This window comes from Synechococcus sp. (assembly GCF_982614295.1).
The window spans coordinates 17,924-19,658 of sequence record NZ_CEXBMR010000031.1; the positions used below are offsets into that span (position 1 = coordinate 17,924).

Consider the following 1,735-nt stretch of genomic DNA (forward strand, 5'->3'; position numbering starts at 1 on the left):
ACTCACTCCATGACTAAATCGATCCCACAAGCACTGAATCAAGCGATCAACTCAATACTCAAGCCTTTATTGAGCTGTGTTTTGGTGCTGCTGCTCACCACCGCTTGCGTAACTACCGGCCTTGCCACTGCCCCTAGCAGCCCCTGGGTGCCAGTGCCGCTAAACATCTCTTCCAACCCCCTTGATGTGGCATTTACCGATAGCCAGCACGGCTTTTTGGTGGGTAGCAACAGGCTGGTGATGGAAACCAACGATGGCGGCAACAGCTGGGCCGAACGGGCGATAAACCTGCCAGCAGAGGAAAATTTTCGCTTAATTAGTATTGATTTTCTTGGTGATGAAGGCTGGATTGCAGGCCAACCAGGTTTGCTGCTGCACAGCGATGATGCTGGCCAAAATTGGACGCGTTTGCTGCTCGATACAAAACTGCCCGGCGATCCTTACCTAATCAATGCCACCGGCCCTAACAAGGCAGAACTAGCAACAACTGTGGGGGCGATCTACCGCAGCAGCGATAGCGGCAAGAGCTGGCAAGCGGAAGTTAGTGATGCCGCTGGAGCAGTGCGCGACCTGCGCCGCAGCCCCGATGGCAGTTATGTGAGCGTGAGTGGGCTCGGTAATTTCTTTTCCACCTGGAGCCCTGGGGATCAGGTATGGCAACCCCATAACCGGGTGAGCAGCCAAAGGGTGCAAACGATGGGTTTCCAACCCAGTGGCGAACTGTGGATGGTTACCCGCGGCGCGCAACTGCGCTTTAACCCAGATGGCAGCAACCCTGAGGAATGGAGTAAGCCGGTAATCCCGATCACCAATGGCTATGGCTATTTGGATATGGCCTGGGATCCGAATGGCACGATCTGGACCGGAGGCGGCAACGGCACCCTGCTATCAAGCATTGATGGGGGCAGCCATTGGCAACGCGATGGGGTTGGCACTGCCACCCCAAGCAACTTCACCCGCTTGCTGTTTCTAGAAGATGGCAAGGGCTTTGCCTTAGGCGAAAGGGGCACCCTGCTGCGCTGGGTTAGCCCTGATTCAGCTGAAATTCTCTAACTGTTCCAGCCTGTAACTGTTTCCAGCAGCAGGTGGTTACAAGCCCTTAGGATCACAAAGCAGATACGAGAATTGCAATGGCCGCCGGTTCTACCGGGGAACGCCCGTTCTTCGAAATCATTACAAGCATTCGTTACTGGGTGATTCACGCCGTAACACTGCCATCGATCTTCCTTGCTGGGTTCCTTTTTGTGAGCACCGGCCTTGCCTACGACGCTTTTGGCACCCCTCGGCCAGATGCTTATTTCCAAGCAAATGATCAAAAAGCTCCAGTGGTGAGCCAACGATTCGAGGGCAAAGCTCAATTGGATCTACGTCTTAAGAATTAAGCCACCTATGACTTCCTCCTCCCCCACCACGCCCCGTAATTACCCGATTTTTACGGTGCGCTGGCTCTCACTTCATGCCCTTGGCATCCCCACAGTTTTCTTCTTGGGTTGTTTGGGTGCTATGCAATTTGTCCGCCGTTAGATCTTTGCCATGCAGCGCAATCCAAACCCAAACAACCTGCCGGTTGAACTAAACCGCACCAGCCTTTACTTGGGGCTGCTGTTTGTTTTTGCAGCCGGAATTTTATTTTCCAGCTACTTCTTTAACTGAGGCCAAATGCTATGAGCAGCAAGAAGTCTTCGATACCAGACGGTCGTATTCCTGATCGTCTACCAGACGGCCGCCCAGCAGT

4 protein-coding genes and 1 pseudogene are annotated in these 1,735 nt (G+C 53.5%); all 5 read left to right on the forward strand.

Features of this window, described 5'->3' with window-relative positions:
• The first annotated feature begins 9 nt into the window (after positions 1-9).
• On the forward strand, positions 10-1,053 hold the full coding sequence (locus tag AC2JC8_RS06580) for a photosynthesis system II assembly factor Ycf48 (protein ID WP_484594398.1): 1,044 nt from the start codon (positions 10-12) through the stop codon (positions 1,051-1,053).
• A gap of 77 nt (positions 1,054-1,130) precedes the next feature.
• Entirely contained in the window at positions 1,131-1,382 is a 252-nt protein-coding gene (psbE, locus tag AC2JC8_RS06585) for a cytochrome b559 subunit alpha (RefSeq protein ID WP_295456966.1), read from the forward strand.
• A 7-nt stretch (positions 1,383-1,389) separates the two neighbouring features.
• Positions 1,390-1,524, forward strand: a complete 135-nt coding sequence (gene psbF, locus AC2JC8_RS06590) for a cytochrome b559 subunit beta (protein ID WP_295456965.1) — start codon at positions 1,390-1,392, stop codon at positions 1,522-1,524.
• A 9-nt stretch (positions 1,525-1,533) separates the two neighbouring features.
• A complete protein-coding gene (psbL, locus tag AC2JC8_RS06595) occupies positions 1,534-1,653 on the forward strand; it encodes a photosystem II reaction center protein PsbL (RefSeq protein WP_295456963.1) in 120 nt (39 codons plus the stop codon).
• Positions 1,654-1,664: 11 nt separating this feature from the next.
• Positions 1,665-1,735 (forward strand): annotated as a pseudogene (locus tag AC2JC8_RS06600) (photosystem II reaction center protein J); the annotation flags it as partial.